This window comes from Buttiauxella gaviniae ATCC 51604 (assembly GCF_001654835.1).
Lineage (GTDB): Bacteria > Pseudomonadota > Gammaproteobacteria > Enterobacterales > Enterobacteriaceae > Buttiauxella > Buttiauxella gaviniae.
The window spans coordinates 107,544-128,659 of record NZ_LXEP01000015.1; the positions used below are offsets into that span (position 1 = coordinate 107,544).

The following is a 21,116-nucleotide window of genomic DNA, read 5'->3' on the forward strand; positions in this document are numbered from 1 at the left end:
TTGCCACCCCTAATTCCAAGAGGTGCAAAGTGTTCAAAAAATTCCTGCCGTTACTGGTGCTCATCGCAGCCCCTGTTTTCGCCAAACCCCTGCTGACTGTTTACACCTACGACTCCTTCGCTGCCGACTGGGGCCCAGGCCCTGCGGTAAAAAAAGCCTTTGAAGCGGACTGCAATTGCGAGCTGAAATTCGTCGCACTCGAAGATGGTGTTTCCTTGCTTAACCGCCTACGCATGGAGGGTAAAAACAGCAAAGCTGACGTGGTTTTAGGGCTGGATAACAACCTGCTGGAAGCGGCGGCACAAACGAAATTGTTTGCTCCGAGCAATGTTGAAACCAGCTCGCTAAAAATTCCTGGCGGGTGGAACAACAATACCTTTGTGCCATTCGATTACGGTTATTTCGCTTTTGTGTATGACAAAAACAAACTCAAAAACCCGCCGAAAAGCCTGAAAGAATTGGTTGAAAGCGACCAGAAATGGAAAGTGATTTACCAGGATCCACGTACCAGCACGCCAGGTCTCGGCCTGCTGTTATGGATGCAAAAAGTATATGGCGACAAAACGCCTGAAGCCTGGGCGAAACTGGCGAAGAAAACCGTCACCGTCACCAAAGGCTGGTCCGAAGCCTACGGCCTGTTCCTGAAAGGTGAAGGCGATCTGGTGATGAGCTACACCACTTCTCCGGCATATCACATTATTGAAGAGAAAAAAGATAACTACGCGGCAGCCAATTTCAGCGAAGGGCACTATTTGCAGGTCGAAGTAGCGGGCCGCCTGGCCTCCAGCAAACAGCCTGAGCTGGCGCAAAAGTTCATGAAATTCATCACAACGCCTGAATTCCAGAACACCATTCCAACCGGCAACTGGATGTATCCGGTAACAGATGTGAAATTGCCGGAAGGCTTTAACGGCCTGGTCAAACCACAGACCACGCTGGAGTTTAGCCCGCAAGACGTTTCATCCCATCGCGCCAGCTGGATCAGTGAATGGCAACGCTCCGTCAGCCGCTGATCCCCGGCTGGCTGATTCCAGGGCTATGCGCCGCCACGCTGGTGGTCGCCGTCGCCCTGGCGGCTTTTCTGGCGTTGTGGTTTAACGCGCCTCAAACCGATATCCGCGCGTTGGTGCAGGATAGTTATCTGTGGCACGTGCTGCGCTTCTCCTTCTGGCAGGCATTCCTCTCAGCCACCCTTTCGGTGCTCCCGGCCATTTTTCTGGCCCGGGCGCTTTACCGACGCCGTTTCCCAGGGAGATTAGCACTGTTACGTCTGTGCGCCATGACGCTGGTGTTGCCGGTGTTAGTTGCCGTGTTTGGGATTCTGACGGTTTACGGCCGCGAAGGCTGGCTGGCCTCATTGTGCGCCAGACTTGGCATCGAATGGGGGTTCTCACCGTATGGCCTGAAAGGCATTTTGCTGGCACACGTATTTTTCAACTTGCCGATGGCAACCCGCCTGCTGCTTCAGGCGCTGGAAAATATCCCCAGCGAACAGCGCCAGGTCGCCGCACAGCTTGGTATGCAGGGCTGGAATTTCTTTCGCTTTGTCGAATGGCCGTGGCTACGGCGCCAGATCCTTCCTGCCGCCGCACTGATTTTTATGCTCTGCTTCGCAAGTTTTGCCACCGTGCTTTCGCTCGGCGGCGGGCCGCAGGCAACCACCATTGAACTGGCTATCTTCCAGGCCCTCAGTTACGACTACGATCCCGCACGTGCGGCACTGCTCGCAATAGTACAAATGGTTTGCTGCCTTGGCCTCGTTTTGATGAGCCAGCGGCTGAGCAAAGCGATTCCGGTGGGAATCAGCCAAATGCAAGGCTGGCGCGACCCGCAAGATAACCTACGCCGAAAACTGTGCGACGGGTTGTTAATTTCACTCGCAATGTTGCTGCTATTGCCCCCGCTGCTGGCGGTCATCATTGATGGCATCAACAGCGGATTTAACAGCGTGCTTTCACAGCCAATTCTCTGGCAGGCATTATTCACCTCGTTAAGAATTGCAGTCGGCGCGGGGCTGATAAGCGTCGTCATTACGGTAATGCTGCTGTGGAGTTCGCGGGAATTGCGCCTGCGCAACCGCGCATTTGCCGGGCAAGCGCTGGAGTTGAGCGGCATGTTAATTCTCGCCATGCCGGGCATCGTGCTGGCGACCGGCTTTTTCCTGTTGCTTAATAACACGGTAGGTTTGCCGCAATCCGCCGATGGCATTGTGATTTTCACCAATGCATTAATGGCGGTTCCCTACGCCCTGAAAGTGCTGGAAAACCCAATGCTGGATGTGGCGGAACGCTACAACAAGCTGTGCCAGTCGCTGAATATCAGCGGCTTAAACCGCCTGCGTTATATCGAATTACGCGCGCTAAAACGGCCTCTGGCACAAGCGCTGGCATTTGCCTGTGTGCTGTCGATTGGTGATTTTGGCGTAGTGGCGCTGTTCGGCAATGAAGATTTCCGCACGCTGCCGTTTTATCTTTATCAACAAATTGGTTCATATCGTAGCCAGGATGGTGCGGTTACTGCGCTTATCCTGCTGATACTGTGCTTTGCTTTATTCACATTGATTGAAAAACTTCCGGGACGCGATTCCCAAAATGATTCAGGTTGCAGGAAGGCGGCAAGTGAATGAAGCCTGGGAACATAGAAAACTATGTGACCTGGATGAAAGAACGCAGCCAACACACCTGCAACTTGAAGGATGAAGGAATGCTAACGCTAACTGATGTAACCTGGCTCTATCACCATTTACCGATGCGCTTTTCGATGCAAATTAACGCCGGAGAACGCGTTGCGGTGCTGGGACCAAGCGGGGCGGGGAAAAGTACGCTGCTGAGTTTGATTGCCGGTTTTCTCACCCCTGCCAGCGGGCAGATTATGCTGCATGGCAACGACCATACGGCGACGGCACCCGCACAGCGCCCGGTATCGATGCTGTTCCAGGAGAACAATCTTTTCAACCACCTTACGGTGCGCCAGAACATTGGCCTGGGGCTAAACCCCGGCCTTAAGCTCAGCGCGGCACAACAGGAACGCCTGGCGACGATTGCCAGCCAGATGGCGATAAGTGATTTACTCGACAGGCTGCCAGCGCAGCTTTCCGGCGGCCAGCGCCAGCGTGTCGCTCTTGCCCGTTGCCTGGTGCGCGAACAACCGATTTTACTGCTTGATGAACCATTTTCAGCACTCGACCCGGCGCTACGCCAGGAGATGCTGCAACTGCTCGATAACCTGTGTCGCCAGCAACAGCTGACGCTATTGATGGTGTCACACAGTATTGAAGATGCAGCACGAATTGCCGAAAGAAGTCTGGTGGTGGTCGATGGCCGTATCGCCTGGGATGGCGATACGGCAACCTTATTGAGCGGAGAAGCCAGTGCATCAGCACTGTTGGGCATTAGTGGTGCCCGGTGAGCACTTTCCAAAGAATGCTGCGGTAAATCGGCATCATCGGGTGCATCTGGATTGCAACAAAGCTCCCCACGGCCAGCACCGTCATTGTTGGTGCTAACCAATGCAAACGAGAGCGCGGCAAGTACTGAGTTAAACGGTCAGTACTTGCTTTACCACTGCGCCACCAGCGCCAACACAACCATCCCGCTAGCCACAGCCCCAGTGCTACTAGCAGCAAGAGCCATTTAAAGCTGCTGCTTTGCATATCCGCAGGAATATCAATCGCGGCACCCGCCAGAATCCCCGGCAAGAAGTAGATGGGTGGCCAGAAAATGCAGCCAATAATATTCGGGACGATAAATTTAGAAACCGGAAGATCTAACATGCCCGCAACCATCGGCACCAGTGGGCGCGTTGGGCCAACGAAGCGGCCAACCAGGATGGTAAACATGCTGTGCTGATGCAGCGCATGCTCGGTTTTATCCAGCAGCGCTTTGTTCTTTTTCATAAACGACCAGCGATGCAGCGGCCCTTTAAAGCGGCCTCCCAGCCAGAACGAAATCCAGTCGCCCAGCAGGCAACCGATAATCCCCGCAGCCCAGGCGTGATAGAACCCAACCTGCCCGCCACCAATCAGCGCACCAAGCCCCGCCATCATTACCGTGCCAGGAAGGATAAGACCCACCAGCGCCAGAGATTCCAGAAAAGCCACCAGCATCACCGCAAAAAGCGAATACGCCACTGACTGAGTAATAAAGTGTTCCAGCAAAGCTTCCATAAAGCGTCCGTCGAGAAACGAGTGGGCGATTCTCCTGAGTGTGGAATGAAGCGTCAAGCCATCATTTGTATGAATCAATAATAGCGGCTATTCACATATATTATTCACAGCCGGCACGAAACTCGCTCGGGCTAGCTCCTGTGCACTTTTTGAAAACGCGTGAAAAATAGAGCTGGTCTTCAAAACCGACGTTGCGCCCGACGCTGGCAATCGGCATGCGGGTGGTGCTGAGCAACAGTTTTGCCTGGAGGATACGTTGGTCTTCACGCCAGCTTAAAACGCTGACACCAAGCTGCTGGCGGAACAAGTGCGACAGGCGAGAAGGCGATAAACAGACATGCTGCGCCACCCCTGCAATATCAAAATGGTTATCGGCCAGGTGGTCGCTGATATACTGGCAGGCATCGCGGACACGGTTATCCAGCGGTGGATTGAGGGAAGCATTCAGCACCTCCATGCGCCGCAACAACAACTGCTCTAACAGGTTAATCGCCAGCAATTCGGCGTAGCGCCCTTCTGCCTGCCCGGCTTCAATTATCTGGCCAAACAACTGTGAAAAATTCTGCTGATGGGCGTCATCAGGACGGAAGAAACCGGTATGCGCAAAGATAGGGTCCCAGTTTAACCACTCCTGCCAGTACGCACGCGGGCGGAAGTAAACCCACTGGTGATACCACTCTTTACTGTCCGGGGCGCGGCCATAGTGATGCACTTCACCCGGAGGGAAAAGCAGAATATCGCCAGGACGGCAGACATAGTTTTTCCCCTGATTATTGATAACCCCTTCACCCTTCACCGTTAAATTCAGGATGTAACCTTTCATTCCTAACGGACGGTCGATGAAAAAATCCAGCGGCCCTTCGGCTTCAATCGGCGTTAATCCCGCGACTAAATGGGCATTAAAAGAGTACCCCGGTAACAGAGGGTCATTTTGCATTTCAGCCATCAACAAGCTCGCTATTCAAGAGGGGGTACAGAAACAATTTGTCCATATCCGTGCTATGCCTTGCCAGGGCAACACTGTCTGAACCGTAAACCGTCCGATTCTCATCATAAAGCCGCAATTTACCTGAACCTATGCTTTTTATCTGACAACCAGGAGGTTTTAAGAAGATAACCAATGTGTTTATAAAAGTAGCAGAAATATCCACATCGATTATTTGCGGGGCGTCACACTTCTCGAAGGCACAGCACATTTCTCCATAACTACAGCGAATACGACCTGACTGTTTTTCTGCATAAAAACTAATGTCATTTCCATAGATAACAGGTCAGGGAGTTTAAAAATGTCGATTGCGCTGGGCCTCGATTTTGGTAGCGATTCTGTTCGCGCTTTAGCCGTTGATTGTGAAAATGGTGCAGAGCTTGCGACCAGTGTGGAATGGTATCCGCGCTGGCAGGAAGGCCAATATTGCGACGCCCCAAATAACCAGTTTCGCCATCACCCACGAGACTATATTGAGTCCATGGAACGGGCAGTAAAAACCGTTCTCGCCGAACTGACGGCTGAACAGCGCACCCGGGTTTGCGGTATTGGCGTTGACAGCACCGGTTCAACTCCCGCGCCAATTGATGCCCAAGGAAATGTACTGGCTCTGACGACAGAATTTGCCGACAACCCGAACGCCATGTTTGTGTTGTGGAAAGATCACACCGCCGTAGAAGAAGCCGAAGCCATTACCCGCTTGTGCCATCAGCCCGGCAAAGATGACTACTCCCGTTATATCGGCGGCATCTACTCGAGCGAATGGTTCTGGGCAAAAATCCTGCACGTGACCCGCGCTGACCCACAAGTGGCAAAAGCGGCTGTATCGTGGATTGAATTGTGCGACTGGGTTCCCGCGCTGCTTTCCGGCACCACCCAACCGCAGGATATTCGCCGTGGCCGCTGTAGCGCCGGGCATAAGTCTTTGTGGCATGAAAGCTGGGGCGGTCTTCCTCCGGCCAGTTTCTTTGACGAGTTAGATCCGGTTATTAACCAGAATCTGGCTTACCCGATGTTTACCGAAACCTGGACTGCTGATGTTCCGGTTGGGACACTTTCCCCCGAATGGTCTGAACGCCTCGGTCTGCCGCAAAACGTGGTGATTTCCGGTGGCGCGTTTGACTGCCATATGGGCGCTGTTGGCGCGGGTGCACAGCCGAACACGCTGGTGAAAGTTATCGGCACCTCAACTTGCGACATTTTGATTGCCGACAAACCCACCGTTGGCGACCGCGCCGTAAAAGGCATTTGTGGGCAAGTTGATGGTAGCGTGATCCCTGATTTTATCGGCCTCGAAGCCGGGCAATCGGCATTCGGCGATATCTACGCCTGGTTTGGCCGTGTCCTTGGCTGGCCGCTGGAACAACTGGCGCTTGCACATCCGGAACTGCGTGAGCAAATCAATGCCAGCAAGAAACAACTGCTACCGGCGCTGACGGAAGCCTGGGCTAAGAACCCCTCTCTTGAGCATCTGCCGGTCGTACTCGACTGGTTTAACGGCCGCCGCACCCCGAATGCCAACCAGCGCCTGAAAGGGGTGATCACCGATTTAAACCTGGCAACCGATGCACCCGCGCTGTTCGGTGGGCTGATTGCCGCAACCGCCTTTGGTGCCCGCGCCATTATGGAGTGCTTCACCGAACAAGGTATTCCCGTCACTCACGTGATGGCGCTTGGCGGAATTGCACGAAAATCCCCGGTCATCATGCAGGTTTGCTCTGACGTACTAAATCGTCCATTGCAGATTGTTGCCTCTGACCAGTGCTGCGCATTAGGCGCCGCCATTTTTGCCGCCGTTGCGGCGGGCATTCACGCGGATATTTCCCGCGCCCAGCTCGCTATGGCCAGCCAGATTGAAAGCACCCTGCAACCTGATTCCCAACGCGCCGAGCGCTTTGAACAGCTCTATCGCCGTTACCAGCAATGGGCGGTTAGCGCGGAACAACACTATCTCCCTTCTGCCCCAGCTGCGGTTACTCGTGTAGCTCAGGCCACTGTGACCCATTAAGGACATGACGATGAACATTTTTGAACAATATGAAGTGTGGTTTGTAATTGGCAGCCAGCATCTCTACGGTGCGGAAACGTTGCGTCAGGTAAATCAACACGCCGAACAGGTTGTGAATGCGCTCAACAAAGAAGCCAAACTGCCGTGCAAACTGGTGTTGAAACCTTTGGGTACGTCGCCGGATGAAATTACCGCTATCTGCCGCGATGCCAGCTACAGCGATAAATGTGCCGGAATGGTGGTGTGGCTGCACACCTTCTCGCCGGCAAAAATGTGGATCAACGGCCTGAGCATCCTGACCAAGCCGCTGCTGCAATTCCATACACAGTTCAATGCGCAAATCCCATGGGGAAGCATTGATATGGACTTTATGAACCTGAACCAGACCGCGCATGGCGGCCGTGAGTTCGGTTTTATCGGCGCACGTATGCGCCAACAGCACACCGTGGTGACGGGTCACTGGCAAGATCCACAAGCCCATCAACGCATTGGCTCCTGGATGCGTCAAGCGGTGTCCAAACAAGATACTCGTCAGCTAAAAGTGGTGCGTTTTGGTGACAACATGCGTGAAGTTGCCGTGACCGATGGCGACAAAGTTGCCGCGCAGATGAAATTCGGCTTCTCCGTTAATACCTATGCGGTCGGCGACCTGGTTGAAGTGGTTAACGCTGTCAGCGAAGGGGATGTCAACGCGCTGGTCGATGAATACGAAAGCAGTTACCGCCTGACCGCCGTTGCGCAAATCAATGGTGAAAAACGCCAGAACGTCATTGATGCCGCGCGCATTGAATTGGGGATGAAACAGTTCCTCGAACATGGCGGTTTCAACGCCTTTACCACCACCTTTGAAGACCTGCATGGCCTGAAACAACTTCCGGGCCTGGCTGTGCAACGCCTGATGCAGCAAGGCTACGGCTTTGCGGGCGAAGGCGACTGGAAAACCGCCGCTTTGCTTCGCATCATGAAGGTGATGTCAACCGGTCTGCAAGGCGGCACCTCTTTCATGGAGGACTACACCTATCACTTCGAAAACGGCAACGATATGGTGCTCGGTTCTCACATGCTGGAAGTCTGCCCTTCGATCGCCATTGCAGAAAAACCGATTCTCGATGTGCAGCATTTAGGGATCGGTGGCAAAGACGATCCTGCCCGCTTGATCTTCTCCACCCAAACTGGCCCGGCACTTAACGCAAGCCTTATCGATCTTGGCGATCGTTTCCGCCTGCTGGTGAACTGCGTTGATACCGTTGAAGCCCCGCACCAGTTGCCGAAGCTTCCAGTGGCTAATGCTCTGTGGAAAGCACGGCCCGATCTACCAACCGCTTCTGAAGCGTGGATCCTGGCTGGTGGCGCACACCACACGGTGTTCAGCCAGTCTCTGACGCTTGACGATATGCGCTTGTTCAGCGAACTGCATGGCATCGAACTGTCGGTTATCGACAACGACACCCGCCTGCCTGCATTTAAAGATTCGCTGCGCTGGAACGAGGTTTATTACAGCTTCAAACGCTAAGACGTTTTGCCCCTCACCCCGGCCCTCTCCCTGAGAGAGGGTTCGGGTGAGGGGAAATCCCGGAGAACGATATGTTAGAACAACTCAAACGTCAGGTACTCGAAGCGAATCTCGCGCTGCCAAAACACAATCTGGTGACGCTGACCTGGGGTAACGTCAGCGCCGTCGATCGTGAACGGGGGGTGCTGGTCATCAAACCATCCGGCGTCGATTACAGCATCATGACGGCTGAAGACATGGTAGTGGTGAGCCTCGAAACCGGCGAAGTGGTTGAAGGCAATAAAAAACCTTCGTCCGACACACCAACCCATCGCCTGCTGTATCTGCAATTTCCGCACATCGGCGGCATCGTCCACACCCACTCGCGCCACGCGACCATTTGGGCGCAAGCCGGGAAATCCATTCCCGCAACGGGCACCACTCACGCGGATTACTTTTACGGCACCATTCCTTGCACTCGAAAAATGACCGATGAAGAGATCAACGGTGATTACGAATGGCAAACCGGTGAAGTCATCGTAAAAACCTTTGCTGAACGAGGGATCGATGCCGCACAAATGCCTGGTGTGCTGGTGCATTCTCACGGCCCGTTTGCGTGGGGTAAAGATCCGGTTGATGCGGTGCATAACGCCATCGTGCTGGAAGAAGTGGCCTATATGGGAATATTCTGTCGACAACTTTCCCCTGAATTACCAGATATGCAACAAACGCTGCTGGATAAACATTATTTGCGTAAGCATGGCGCGAAGGCTTATTACGGGCAGTAGTTAAAAGTGGCGCTAATAAGTGCCACTTAGTTCTAAAAAAAACTCCTCATTAACACCCTGATATTAATCTCGTAAATTACTTAATCCTATATAATACATTTTTAGCATTTGTATTTATTAAAACATAGGCATATAACTCAGTTAAAAAGGAGAGTTTATATGGCTAACTTAGTTTACATGACAATAACAGGTGAAAAACAAGGCTCCATTTCCCAGGGATGCGGAACCTATGATTCCTTAGGTAATAAATGCCAAATCAATCACCTTGACCAAATCTTTGTTCTGGCACTCACTCATAGCACCCACCGACAACAGCACATCAATCATCAATCATCAGCCCATAAGCATAACTAAATTAATCGATAAATCATCCCCATTACTTGGAGTGGCAATCGCCAATAACGAAAAACTACAGTGTGTAATCGATGTCTACAGCACAGATAAAACAGGTTTTAACCGGAAATTCTATTCCATTGAGCTCAGGGACGCATTCTTGGTTGACGTTTCTCTTAATATTCCTCATTCGATAGATCATAACGATGCCCAACCAGAAGAAACTCTCCTCCTCAGTTTTAAAAGTATTACATGGAATCATCACGTAGCAGGGACTTCTGGCTATAGTTTTTGGGAAGATAATGTTTATTAGGAGTGGTCATGAGTAAAAGAGAAGAGATCAAGGATGGCTTTTCATCCTCAAATAGAAAATCAGGTTTAGTTTATACTAAGATTCTTGGATGGATTGATCTCGGGCATGCATGTGGGGATGATGCCAAGAGACTTAAGGCAATTTTATTTGAAGAAAAAGACAGAAAATATTTTCCTGAGTTTAATGATTGGTATTTCCCTGTCGATTATTTTCAGGAAATGGTCAAACATTTAAGATTTGGATTAGATCTTTGGGCAGGTGTACATGCTCCATTGATGGTACGGTCTTGTCTTAGCAATGAGATGAAAAAACGTATTGCTCTGACAATAATGAAACAAACTGCATGGCGCTTTGAAGCATTCCAGGCAACGACGATGATCGCTAAATTTACAGATAGCGGCTTCAGTGGGGAAGATCTAGTTTCAGATTTACTAGGTTTTTATCGTGTTTTTGGGACCGGTATTGATCCCTTGATTTTAGCAATGCCAACAACTAAAAATTACGCTTTATCAATTTGGGACCATTATGGCCCAATTGGTAACTTTAAAAATAAAGAATTTCGACCATTATTATTTCCACAACCAGTTCCACCGAAGAAACAGACACCGAGAAAAGGATACTTGCCATCATGGCTAAATTACATCCAACCATTAAATGATTTAAATGAAAATAGTCTATCAAATCGCCATTATGATGCACCTAAAAATAACTTCTTCCCTGACAATAATAGATTAAATGAAGAATTATATGTTTCACTTCGCAGAAAACCGAGTAAAGAAGATAATTTATTACGGCAAAAAAACTTTGAAATGCCTTCTCATTTTTATATTAACAATCATAAGCCTTCTTCTCCTGATTATTTTCATTCAACTAACAACTTTTGATGGTGCAACATATACCAAAAAGGATTTAATATATTACGTAGTAATAACCCCGTCATTTTTTCATACACTACCTCATCTCTCAGATGAAATTAGTTACGGCACTGCCGGAGATGATAATTATGGCTACAGTTTTGACAGTATCACCTGGAATAATATTGACAATGTCACCAAAGCATCTAAAAAATTAGAGCAATACTTTGTTAAAAATAATTACCAACTATATAGCGGTGGGAGAGTCTGGAACGCCTATTGGGCAAAGAGCCGTACAGATTCTGAACAATACAGCATCGTTTGGGGAGATCACTCTATCAGTATTGAGCTTATCAGTGTGAGCCGCTATTAGATTTCCAAATGCATTCCCACTGTACATAAAGTCAGTAATCCTCCATGACGTGGTATATAATCAGACCACTTTTTCCTTTATGAGAATGCAGCGTGTCACAAGCCCGCCAAGGTTTTTTGCTAACGCGTCACTGGCGAGATACCCCGCTCGGTACTGATGTTGAGTTTTGGCTGGCTACGGACGATGGCCCGGTTAAGGTGCGTCTGCCGCGCCAGGAGTCGGTCGCGTTTATCCCCCAGTCGCAACAATCCGAAGTTGCTCGCTTGCTCGCGAAAGAAAGCCAGTATCGGCTCACACCGCTGCCCCTCAAAGATTTCCACCGCCAACCTGTTTGCGGCCTTTATTGCCGACAGCATCGCCAGCTTATGCGAATCGAAAAAGTGCTGCGTGATGGCGGAATAACCGTTTACGAAGCCGATATTCGCCCGCCAGAACGTTTTTTGATGGAGCGTTTTATTACCGCTCCCGTCTGGTTTAGCGGCGAGCAGCAAAACAATCGGGTGGTTGAAACGAAGCTGAAACCCGCACCGGAGTACCGCCCGCCGCTGAAATGGGTGTCGCTGGATATCGAAACAAATCGCCATGGCGAGCTCTATTGCATCGGCCTGGAAGGTTGCGGGCAGCGTGTCGTCTACATGCTTGGACCGGAAAACGGTGACGCCAGCGGGCTGGATTTCACGCTGGAATACGTTGCCAGCCGGCCGCTGCTTATCGAAAAACTCAATAGCTGGTTTGCCGAGCACGATCCCGATGTGGTGATCGGCTGGAACGTGGTGCAGTTCGACTTGCGTGTGCTGCAAAAAATGGCCGATCGTTATCAGGTTCCGCTGCGCCTTGGGCGCGAGAACAATTTGCTCGAATGGCGTGAGCACGGTTTTAAACAAGGTGTGTTTTTCGCGCAGGCCGCAGGGCGCGTAATTATCGACGGTATCGAAGCCCTGCGTTCCGCATTCTGGAATTTCTCCTCGTTTTCCCTGGAGACAGTGTCCCGGGAACTGCTTGGTGAAGGCAAAGCGATTGATAACCCGTGGCAACGGATGGACGAAATTGACCGGCGTTTTGCGGAAGATAAACCGGCACTGGCGAAATACAACCTTAAAGACTGTGAGCTGGTGACACATATTTTTCATAAAACCGAGCTGATGCCATTTTTACTGGAACGGGCAACGGTCAACGGTTTGCCGTTGGACAGGCATGGTGGCTCGGTTGCCGCATTTGGCCACCTTTATATTCCGCGTATGCACCGCGCCGGTTATGTTGCCCCAAATCTTGGCAGCGTCCCCCCGCAGGCGAGCCCCGGCGGATATGTGATGGACTCACGCCCGGGCCTTTATGACTCGGTGTTAGTGCTCGATTACAAAAGCCTTTATCCGTCGATTATCCGCACGTTTCTCATCGACCCTGTAGGCCTGGTTGAAGGAATGGCGCACCCGGAACCTGAGCATTCCGTTGAGGGTTTTCTCGGCGCGCATTTTTCCCGAACCACACATTGTCTGCCGGAAATCGTCGGGCAAATCTGGTCAGGGCGCGATGAAGCCAAACGCCATGGCAACAAGCCTTTATCCCAGGCGCTAAAGATCATAATGAATGCGTTTTACGGCGTATTAGGTACCAGTGCCTGCCGCTTCTTCGATCCTCGCCTTGCCTCGTCGATCACCATGCGTGGGCACCAGATCATGCTGCAAACCCGAGAGCTGATTGAATCTCAGGGCTATGACGTGATTTACGGAGATACGGATTCCACGTTTGTCTGGCTAAAAAAAGCCCATTCAGAAGAAGATGCGGCGCGTATCGGCCAGCAATTAGTGAATCACGTTAATGCGTGGTGGAAAGCCCATCTGCAACAGACTCGGCAGTTGGACAGCCAGCTTGAGCTGGAATACGAGTCCCACTTTTGCCGCTTCCTGATGCCAACCATTCGCGGCACCGTTGAAGGTTCCAAAAAACGCTACGCCGGAATGATTCAGGAAAATGACAAGCAGCGAATGGTGTTTAAAGGGCTGGAAACCGTGCGTACTGACTGGACGCCGCTGGCGCAAGAGTTCCAGAAAACGCTTTATTTACGGGTTTTTCGCCACGAACCGTATCAGGATTATATTCGCGAAACTATCGCCAGTTTGATGGCTGGTGAACTGGATGATCAGCTGATTTACCGTAAACGCCTGCGTCGGCCATTAAGCGAATATCAAAAAAATGTGCCGCCGCATGTCCGTGCTGCACGCCTTGCGGATGAGCATAATCAACGGCTTGGGCGGGCTGCACAATATCAGAACCGCGGGACAATCAAGTATGTGATCACCACTAATGGTCCTGAGCCTGTGGATTATCAGGAATCACCGCTGGACTACGATCACTACCTGACCCGCCAGCTCCAACCCGTGGCTGAAGGAATTTTACCCTTCCTTGAAGATGACTTTGCTACACTGATGACAGGACAGTTAGGGCTATTTTGACATTCTCTCAATAATTCGCGTTGCAGCCAGGCGGCAAGGGAGTTCGACCCACGCCACTGCAACTTGAAGTATGACGAGTAGGTGACGAACGCGTTTCCTTCCAGTACCATAGCGCCCTCCTGAATCATCCTTAAATCTACTTTTGAACTACCGCCCCCTTTGCGCGCGGTCGTTTTACTATTGCCTGCAAATCTTAGTCACTGATAATAGAGCCGAAATCTTATGCCTTTTACACTTGGTCAACGTTGGATCAGCGATACCGAAAGCGAACTGGGACTGGGAACCGTGGTCGCTTTAGACACACGCATGGTAACCCTGCTCTACCCTGCCACCGGTGAAAATCGACTGTACGCCAGAAATGACTCACCTATCACGCGCGTGATGTTTAACCCGGGTGATACCGTCACCAGCCATGAAGGCTGGCAACTCAAAGTTGATGAAGTTATAGAAGAAAACGGCTTACTGGCCTACATCGGTACTCGTCTGGATACCGAAGAAGCCGGTACGATACTGCGCGAAGTTTTTCTCGACAGCAAACTGGTGTTCAGCAAGCCGCAAGACCGTCTCTTTGCCGGGCAAATTGACCGTATGGACCGCTTCGCCCTGCGTTACCGTTCCCGTGTTTACCAAAGCGAGCAGTATCGCCAACCGTGGAGCGGCCTGCGCGGCATGCGCACTAGCCTTATCCCGCACCAGTTGAACATCGCTCACGACGTGGGTCGTCGCCATGCACCACGCGTGTTGCTGGCGGACGAAGTCGGTTTAGGTAAAACCATCGAAGCCGGAATGATTCTGCACCAGCAACTGCTGGCTGGCAGCGCTGAACGCGTACTGATCGTGGTGCCGGAAACCCTGCAACACCAGTGGCTGGTCGAGATGCTTCGCCGCTTTAACCTGCGTTTTTCTCTCTTTGATGACGAGCGTTACGCCGAAGCCCAGCACGACAGTGATAACCCATTCGAAACAGAACAACTGGTTATCTGTTCGCTTGATTTCGTGCGCCGCAGCAAGCAACGCCTTGAGCATCTTTGTGAAGCCGAATGGGATTTGTTGGTGGTGGATGAAGCCCACCATTTGGTGTGGAGCGAAAATGCTCCGAGCCGTGAATACCTGGCCATCGAACAACTGGCAGAACATATTCCGGGTATCCTGCTGTTAACAGCAACGCCTGAGCAGTTGGGAATGGAAAGCCACTTCGCACGTTTGCGTTTGCTGGACCCGAGCCGTTTCCACGATTTCGAGCAATTTGTTGAAGAGCAGCAACACTACCGCCCTGTGGCCGATGCTGTTGCATTGCTGTTAGCAGGCAATCACCTGACCAACGATCAACTCAATATGCTGAGTGAATTGATTGGCGAGCAGGATATCGAGCCTCTGCTGCAAACCGCAAACAGCGACCGTGAAGGTAGCGCTGCGGCACGCCAGGAGCTGATCTCCATGCTGATGGACCGCCATGGTACCAGCCGTGTGCTGTTCCGTAACACCCGTAATGGCGTGAAAGGTTTCCCGAAACGCGAACTGCATACCATTCGTTTGCCACTGCCGCTGCAGTATCAAACCGCGATTAAAGTGTCCGGCATCATGGCCGCACGTAAATCCGTGGAAGAACGTGCACGCGACATGCTCTATCCGGAGCAGATTTATCAGGAATTTGAAGGTGATAGCGGCACGTGGTGGAACTTCGACCCGCGTGTTGAATGGCTGATGGGTTACCTGACAAGCCACCGCTCTCAGAAGGTGCTGGTGATTTGTGCCAAAGCGGCGACAGCATTGCAACTTGAGCAAGTTCTGCGTGAGCGTGAAGGCATTCGTGCCGCCGTGTTCCATGAAGGTATGTCCATCATCGAACGTGACCGTGCAGCCGCATGGTTTGCCGAAGAAGATACCGGTGCTCAGGTTCTGCTGTGTTCCGAGATTGGTTCCGAAGGCCGTAACTTCCAGTTCGCAAGCCAGCTGGTCATGTTCGATTTGCCGTTTAACCCGGACCTGCTGGAACAACGTATTGGCCGTCTGGACCGTATCGGCCAGGCGCACGATATCCAGGTCCACGTTCCGTACCTCGAGAAAACTGCGCAATCAGTACTGGTGAAATGGTTCCACGAAGGTCTGGATGCATTCGAGCACACTTGCCCAACCGGCCGCACAATTTACGACAGTGTCTATCCACAACTGATTGAGTATCTGGCAGCACCTGAGAATACCGACGGTTTTGATACGCTGATTAAGCAGTGCCGCGAGCAGCATGATGCGCTGAAGATTCAGCTCGAGCAGGGTCGTGACCGCCTGCTGGAAATTCACTCCAACGGAGGTGAGAAATCACAAGCGTTGGCGCAGTCCATTTCCGAGCAGGACAACGACACCAATCTGGTGAGTTTTGCCCTGAACTTGTTCGATATCGTCGGCATCAACCAGGACGACCGCGGCGACAACATGGTGGTACTGACCCCAGGCGATCACATGCTGGTGCCTGATTTCCCAGGGCTTCCAGAAGATGGTTGTACTATCACCTTCGAACGTGAAGTGGCCCTGTCGCGTGAAGATGCGCAGTTTGTTACCTGGGAACACCCGATCATCCGTAATGGCCTGGATCTGATTCTGTCTGGCGATACCGGCAGCTGTGCACTCTCTTTGTTGAAAAACAAAGCGCTACCTGTTGGGACATTATTGCTGGAGCTGATTTATGTTGTAGAGGCAAAAGCACCGAAGCAATTGCAGCTCAACCGCTTCCTGCCGCCAACGCCAGTGCGTATGTTAGTGGACAAAAATGGCACCAACCTTGCTGCTCAGGTTGAGTTTGAAAGCTTTAACCGCCAGCTCAGCACGGTGAATCGCCATACTGGCAGCAAATTGGTGAACGCAGTTCAGCAAGATGTTCACGCAATTTTGCAACTGGCAGAAGAGAAAGTGGAAGCTGCGGCACAAGTGCTGATTAAAGCGGCGCGCGAAGAAGCTGATGAGAAGTTAAGCTCTGAGCTTTCCCGTCTGGAAGCGCTGAAAGCGGTGAACCCAAACATTCGTGATGATGAACTCGAAGCAATCGAAAGCAACCGTCAACAAGTGTTGGAAAGCCTTGCGCAAGCCAACTGGCGTCTCGATGCTTTGCGTCTGATCGTGGTGACACATCAGTAGTTTGCACGCCGCTTTACTCAAATCATTCGAGTTGCAGCAAGGCGGCAAGAGAGAACATCCCCAGGAGCTTACAAAAGTAAGTGACTGGGGTGGGCGAAAGCAGCCAACGCCGCTGCAGCTTGAAGGATGTAGAGTAAATGATTATGGAACCCTATAACCCGCCAACCGATCCCTGGCTGGTCATCCTTTATCAAGATGACCACATCATGGTCGTCAACAAGCCTTCGGGCTTGTTGTCTGTACCGGGCCGTCTGGATGAGCACAAAGACAGCGTGATGACCCGCATTCAGCGTGACTTCCCGCAGGCAGAATCAGTGCATCGCCTGGATATGGCAACCAGCGGCGTAATCGCCGTTGCGCTGACTAAAGCGGCAGAGCGCGAGCTGAAGCGTCAGTTCCGTGAACGTGAGCCGAAAAAGCAGTATGTGGCGCGGGTTTGGGGCCATCCTCAGCCGGAAGAGGGTCTGGTGGATTTACCGCTGATTTGTGACTGGCCAAACCGGCCAAAGCAGAAAGTGTGTTATGAAACCGGCAAAGCGGCGCAGACGGAATATCAGGTTCTGGATTATGCAGCGGATAACACGGCTCGAGTGCTGTTAAAACCGATTACCGGGCGTTCACATCAGTTACGCGTGCATATGCTGGCAATGGGTCACCCCATTCTTGGCGATCGCTTTTACGCGACACCAGAAGCCCTGGCAATGGCTCCACGTTTACAGCTTCATGCTGAAATGCTGACCATTACCCACCCAGAGTATGGAACCCCCATGACGTTCCGCGCCCCGTCTGACTTCTAAAAAAAGCCTCTCAACTTGAGAGGCTTTTCTATTACTTAAATCCTTTCGCCGTCTTAATCAGATCGTACGCTTTCTGGATATCCTGCGCTTTCTGCTTGGCCATCTCCATCATCTCTGGCGGTAAACCTTTAGCAACAAGCTTATCAGGGTGATGCTCGCTCATTAATTTGCGATACGCACGCTTAATGGCAGTCGCATCATCCGTGCTTTTAACGCCGAGTACATTGCACGCATCTTCGAGTGTCGGACCACGCTGTTGCTGGAAACCACCGCCTTGCGACTGATTGTATCCGCCACCAAATTGCTGCCCGCCTTCCATCATGCGTAAGAACTGATCGAACTGGATGCGTGAAATGCCAAGCTCTTCCGCAATAACGTACAACACTTCCCGTTCGTTAGGGTGCAAAGAGCCATCAGCAAACGCCGCCTGAATTTGAATTTCAAGAAACATCCGAATTAGGTCAAAACGGCCAAAGCACACGCTGCGTAACTGACGCATTTTTTCACGCAGCGGATAACCGTTCTCTTTACCTACACGAAATGCGTGTTGTGCCGCACTGCGCGCATCACCATGTAATTGCATGCGATCCATTAATAGCGAGGCTATCTGGATGTCTGCTTCTGTGACGCGCCCTTTTGACTTAGTCAGGTGGCCCATCACTTCAAATGTGGTGCTAAAAAATAGTGACTGACGCTGTTGTTGGTTAGAAAACCAGGACTGACGACGGCTACGCACCTTATCGATGGCATGGCCAATCAGCAATCCTAAAACCACACCCCAGAAGCCACCACCCATAATTAGTGCTATTGCGACACCGAGTACTTTTCCCCAATACTGCATATACTCCCCAAATCGTCATGCCGTCGGCTAGAATTTGCTTTATCATACCCGTCATTGATAGCGGTGCCTAACGGCACTCTGCTGAACGGGAAGGATTAACACTAGCGCTGTGGTGATGAGTAAGTTAGTCTCTGACCGTTTGCCGACGCTAAGCCATTGATGATGGAACAACGAATAACACGTATGAAAAAACGTATTCCCACCTTGCTGGCCACCTTGATTGGCGCAGCGCTGTATAGTCAACAAGGTATGGCTGCCGATCTTGCGTCGCAGTGTATGCTTGGTATCCCAAGTTACAATCGCCCTTTAATTCAGGGAGATACCAATAACCTACCCGTTACTATAAATGCCGATCACGCAAAAGGAAATTATCCTGATGATGCGGTGTTTACTGGCAATGTTGATATTCAGCAAGGCAATAGCCGCCTACAGTCTGATGAAGTGTTGCTACACCAAAAACAGGTTGAAGGTCAGCCGGACCCTGTCCGCACGGTCGATGCTGTCGGCAACGTACACTACGATGATAATCAGGTTATTCTTAAAGGGCCAAAAGCCTGGTCAAACCTGAACACCAAAGATACCAACGTCTGGGAAGGTGACTACCAAATGGTAGACCGCCAGGGGCGGGGTACTGCCGATCTAATGAAACAGCGCGGCAATAATCGCTACACCATTCTGGAAAATGGCACATTTACTTCCTGTTTGCCGGGTTCTAATACCTGGAGCGTTGTGGGAAGTGAAGTCATTCAGGACCGTGAAGAAGAAGTCGCGGAAATCTGGAATGCCCGTTTTAAACTGGGCCCGGTTCCGGTCTTCTATAGCCCTTATCTGCAGTTGCCAATCGGTGATAAACGTCGTTCCGGTTTCCTGATCCCAAATGCGAAGTACAGTACCAATAATGGCCTTGAGTTTTCTCTGCCGTATTACTGGAACATCGCACCAAACTTTGATGCCACAATCACTCCGCACTATATGGAGCAACGTGGTACTCAATGGCAGAACGAATTCCGTTACTTGACCAAAGCTGGCGCGGGTATTATGGAGTTCGACTACCTGTTGTCTGATGAGGAATACAAAGACGATACCGCGAAGAACCCTGAAGGGGATGAACGCCGTTGGTTGTTCTACTGGAATCACAGCGGTGTGATGGATCAGGTGTGGCGTTTTAATATCGACTACACCAAAGTCAGTGATCCAAACTACTTCAACGACTTTACTTCGCAATATGGTTCTAGTACTGACGGTTATGCCACACAGAAATTCAGTGTTGGTTATGCCGTTGAAAACTTCGACGCCACACTTGCAACAAAACAGTTCCAGATTTTCGATTCTCAACGTAATAGCGGTGCAAATTCATACAGTGCTCAGCCACAGTTGGATATGAACTACTATAAAAACGACGTTGGACCGTTTGATACGCGTATCTATGGTCAGGCTGTTAAGTTTACTAACTTTAATAACAACATGCCGGAAGCTACACGCCTGCATATTGAGCCAACAATTAACCTACCGTTATCCAATGGTTGGGCAAGCCTGAATACCGAAGCAAAGCTGATGGCAACACACTATCAGCAGGACAATCTCGAAAAATACGAAAAAAATGTCAATAGCAACAGCAAGTTAGAGTCTACGGTTAACCGTACCCTGCCTCAATTCAAAATGGACGGTAAACTGATTTTCGACCGCGATATGGACTCTGCAGCAGGCTGGGCGCAAACCCTTGAGCCACGCGTACAGTATCTGTATGTGCCGTACCGCGACCAAAGTAACATCAACAACTACGATTCTGCGTTGTTGCAATCTGACTACAATGGCTTGTTCCGTGATCGTACTTACGGCGGCCTTGACCGTATAGCTTCAGCCAACCAGGTCACCACGGGGGTTACAACTCGTGTTTATGATGACGCAGCTGTTGAACGTTTTAATGTTTCTGTTGGTCAAATCTACTACTTCACCAAGTCTCGTACTGGTGATGAAACGATTAACAGTGAAAAAGGTGACGAAACAGGTTCTGTGGTATGGGCTGGCGATACCTATTGGCGCATGACTGACCGCTGGGGTTTACGCGGTGGCTTACAGTACGATACACGGCTTGATAATATTGCGACCGGTAACGGCGTTATCGAATATCGTAAAGATAACGATCGCCTGGTACAATTTAACTACCGTTACGCAAGCCCTGAATACATCGGCGCCACTGTTTCTAACATCAACATTAATGCTGACCAGTACAAAGATGGAATCTCACAAGTTGGGATGACGGCAAGCTGGCCTATCGTTGATCGCTGGTCTGTTGTTGGCGCGTATTACTACGATACCAATGCACAACAAGCGGCTGACTCCATGTTAGCCGTGCAGTACAACTCTTGCTGTTATGCGATTCGTTTAGGTTATGAGCGAAAAATTAACGGTTGGGAAGATAACCAAAGCAAATACGACAACGTAATTGGCTTTAACATCGAGTTACGTGGCCTGAGTTCTAACTACGGCCTGGGCACACAGCAGATGTTGCGTTCAAACATTCTGCCGTATCAGAGCTCGATGTAATTCACTTTGACTTGAATTAGCAGTCCGCTTTGCGGCTA

Annotated in this window: 14 protein-coding genes and 1 pseudogene; 12 read left to right on the plus strand and 3 right to left on the minus strand. The window is 50.9% G+C overall.

All coding sequences use genetic code 11. The features are described 5' to 3' along the window. The first annotated feature begins 29 nt into the window (after positions 1 to 29). From thiB to thiQ, 3 genes are all read left to right on the plus strand, one after another. The gene (thiB, locus tag M977_RS07620) at positions 30 to 1,013 is read left to right on the plus strand and encodes a thiamine ABC transporter substrate binding subunit (RefSeq protein ID WP_064513718.1); all 984 of its coding nucleotides are present in this window, start codon (positions 30 to 32) and stop codon (positions 1,011 to 1,013) included. After that, complete coding sequence (gene thiP, locus M977_RS07625) at positions 989 to 2,626, plus strand: thiamine/thiamine pyrophosphate ABC transporter permease ThiP (RefSeq protein ID WP_064513721.1); 1,638 nt, start codon at positions 989 to 991, stop codon at positions 2,624 to 2,626. Before thiB ends, thiP begins: the two co-directional genes overlap by 25 nt. Before the next feature lie 77 nt (positions 2,627 to 2,703). Continuing rightward, positions 2,704 to 3,408 (plus strand): thiamine ABC transporter ATP-binding protein ThiQ, encoded by a 705-nt coding sequence (gene thiQ, locus M977_RS07630; RefSeq protein WP_064514201.1) that lies wholly within the window; start codon positions 2,704 to 2,706, stop codon positions 3,406 to 3,408. Here thiQ and M977_RS07635 read toward each other — a convergent pair. Together M977_RS07635 and araC are read right to left on the minus strand one after the other, a co-directional pair. Further along, positions 3,392 to 4,165, minus strand: a complete 774-nt coding sequence (locus M977_RS07635) for a DedA family protein (RefSeq protein WP_064513723.1) — start codon at positions 4,163 to 4,165, stop codon at positions 3,392 to 3,394. The two genes, thiQ and M977_RS07635, sit on opposite strands and share 17 nt — an antisense overlap. A gap of 100 nt (positions 4,166 to 4,265) precedes the next feature. Beyond that, positions 4,266 to 5,111, minus strand: a complete 846-nt coding sequence (araC, locus tag M977_RS07640) for an arabinose operon transcriptional regulator AraC (protein WP_064513725.1) — start codon at positions 5,109 to 5,111, stop codon at positions 4,266 to 4,268. Positions 5,112 to 5,451: 340 nt separating this feature from the next. On the opposite strand from araC, the gene araB reads away from it, so the two are divergent. The 8 genes and pseudogenes from araB to rluA all read left to right on the plus strand — a co-directional run bounded on the left by araB (position 5,452) and on the right by rluA (position 17,690). Beyond that, positions 5,452 to 7,158, plus strand: a complete 1,707-nt coding sequence (gene araB / locus M977_RS07650; RefSeq protein WP_064513728.1) for a ribulokinase — start codon at positions 5,452 to 5,454, stop codon at positions 7,156 to 7,158. Between the two features lie 10 nt (positions 7,159 to 7,168). After that, positions 7,169 to 8,671: an L-arabinose isomerase gene (araA, locus tag M977_RS07655; RefSeq protein WP_064513729.1), complete on the plus strand. Its 1,503-nt coding sequence runs from the start codon at positions 7,169 to 7,171 to the stop codon at positions 8,669 to 8,671. Positions 8,672 to 8,742: 71 nt separating this feature from the next. Continuing rightward, complete coding sequence (gene araD, locus M977_RS07660) at positions 8,743 to 9,438, plus strand: L-ribulose-5-phosphate 4-epimerase (protein WP_064513731.1); 696 nt, start codon at positions 8,743 to 8,745, stop codon at positions 9,436 to 9,438. Between the two features lie 177 nt (positions 9,439 to 9,615). Further along, positions 9,616 to 10,012: pseudogene (locus tag M977_RS24315) on the plus strand (Hcp family type VI secretion system effector); the annotation flags it as partial. Between the two features lie 80 nt (positions 10,013 to 10,092). Next, on the plus strand, positions 10,093 to 10,968 hold the full coding sequence (locus M977_RS07670) for a hypothetical protein (RefSeq protein WP_064513733.1): 876 nt from the start codon (positions 10,093 to 10,095) through the stop codon (positions 10,966 to 10,968). A gap of 435 nt (positions 10,969 to 11,403) precedes the next feature. Further along, positions 11,404 to 13,764: a DNA polymerase II gene (polB, locus tag M977_RS07675; RefSeq protein ID WP_064513735.1), complete on the plus strand. Its 2,361-nt coding sequence runs from the start codon at positions 11,404 to 11,406 to the stop codon at positions 13,762 to 13,764. Between the two features lie 222 nt (positions 13,765 to 13,986). After that, positions 13,987 to 16,893, plus strand: a complete 2,907-nt coding sequence (gene rapA / locus M977_RS07680) for an RNA polymerase-associated protein RapA (RefSeq protein WP_064513737.1) — start codon at positions 13,987 to 13,989, stop codon at positions 16,891 to 16,893. Positions 16,894 to 17,030: 137 nt separating this feature from the next. Continuing rightward, on the plus strand, positions 17,031 to 17,690 hold the full coding sequence (gene rluA, locus M977_RS07685; protein WP_064513740.1) for a bifunctional tRNA pseudouridine(32) synthase/23S rRNA pseudouridine(746) synthase RluA: 660 nt from the start codon (positions 17,031 to 17,033) through the stop codon (positions 17,688 to 17,690). Between the two features lie 31 nt (positions 17,691 to 17,721). On the opposite strand, the gene djlA is transcribed toward rluA, so the two are convergent. Further along, the gene (djlA, locus tag M977_RS07690) at positions 17,722 to 18,531 is read right to left on the minus strand and encodes a co-chaperone DjlA (RefSeq protein WP_034459322.1); all 810 of its coding nucleotides are present in this window, start codon (positions 18,529 to 18,531) and stop codon (positions 17,722 to 17,724) included. Positions 18,532 to 18,714: 183 nt separating this feature from the next. Here djlA and lptD point away from each other — a divergent pair, with 183 nt between their 5' ends. Next, entirely contained in the window at positions 18,715 to 21,078 is a 2,364-nt protein-coding gene (gene lptD, locus M977_RS07695) for an LPS assembly protein LptD (RefSeq protein ID WP_064513742.1), read from the plus strand. The last annotated feature ends 38 nt before the right edge of the window (positions 21,079 to 21,116 follow it).

Coding starts and splice junctions, on each gene's coding strand:
- thiP (WP_064513721.1), top strand. CDS start 989: ATGGCAACGCTCCGTCAGCCGCTGATCCCCGGCTGGCTGATTCCAGGG.
- thiQ (WP_064514201.1), top strand. CDS start 2,704: ATGCTAACGCTAACTGATGTAACCTGGCTCTATCACCATTTACCGATG.
- M977_RS07635 (WP_064513723.1), bottom strand. CDS start 4,165: ATGGAAGCTTTGCTGGAACACTTTATTACTCAGTCAGTGGCGTATTCG.
- araC (WP_064513725.1), bottom strand. CDS start 5,111: ATGGCTGAAATGCAAAATGACCCTCTGTTACCGGGGTACTCTTTTAAT.
- araB (WP_064513728.1), top strand. CDS start 5,452: ATGTCGATTGCGCTGGGCCTCGATTTTGGTAGCGATTCTGTTCGCGCT.
- araA (WP_064513729.1), top strand. CDS start 7,169: ATGAACATTTTTGAACAATATGAAGTGTGGTTTGTAATTGGCAGCCAG.
- araD (WP_064513731.1), top strand. CDS start 8,743: ATGTTAGAACAACTCAAACGTCAGGTACTCGAAGCGAATCTCGCGCTG.
- M977_RS07670 (WP_064513733.1), top strand. CDS start 10,093: ATGAGTAAAAGAGAAGAGATCAAGGATGGCTTTTCATCCTCAAATAGA.
- rapA (WP_064513737.1), top strand. CDS start 13,987: ATGCCTTTTACACTTGGTCAACGTTGGATCAGCGATACCGAAAGCGAA.
- rluA (WP_064513740.1), top strand. CDS start 17,031: ATGATTATGGAACCCTATAACCCGCCAACCGATCCCTGGCTGGTCATC.
- djlA (WP_034459322.1), bottom strand. CDS start 18,531: ATGCAGTATTGGGGAAAAGTACTCGGTGTCGCAATAGCACTAATTATG.
- lptD (WP_064513742.1), top strand. CDS start 18,715: ATGAAAAAACGTATTCCCACCTTGCTGGCCACCTTGATTGGCGCAGCG.